Genomic DNA, 350 nt, shown 5'->3' with positions numbered 1-350 from the left:
AAATCATATTATTTTTTATTTAGAGATAATTCTGTTAATAATAAAAGAGAAAGGATGCTTTTACATTATTAATAATTTTTTTATTCTCCATTTATTGTTATGAATACTCTTCTTTCTCTAGTATTCAAATAATTCTAAAAATATTATCCTTTGCTTTGTTNNNNACAAGAGTTTTCCATCCTTTATTGGTATACATAAAGATTGAGATAATAAATTTGTTTTTATATGTGCCGTTGCATTAATATTTCCCTCATAACTATGATGATATTTTATATTTAATGGTAATATTCTATTAAAGAATTCTTCAATATCCTTAAATATTGTTTTATCATTTTCTTGTATTATTATAC

The 350-nt window shown here is 20.5% G+C and carries 1 protein-coding gene; it reads right to left on the bottom strand.

What is annotated here, in order from left to right; all coding sequences use genetic code 11:
• Positions 1-117: 117 nt before the first annotated feature.
• Positions 118-309 carry a YjbQ family protein gene (locus LUA84_RS05495; RefSeq protein WP_457913387.1) on the bottom strand — a complete coding sequence of 64 codons (192 nt, stop codon included), beginning with the start codon at positions 307-309 and terminating at the stop codon, positions 118-120.
• Positions 310-350: the final 41 nt, after the last annotated feature.

The organism is Candidatus Nanopusillus massiliensis (assembly GCF_920984865.1).
The sequence above is the reverse complement of the archived record's forward strand: the minus strand, read 5'-3'. Positions and strand labels throughout refer to the sequence as shown.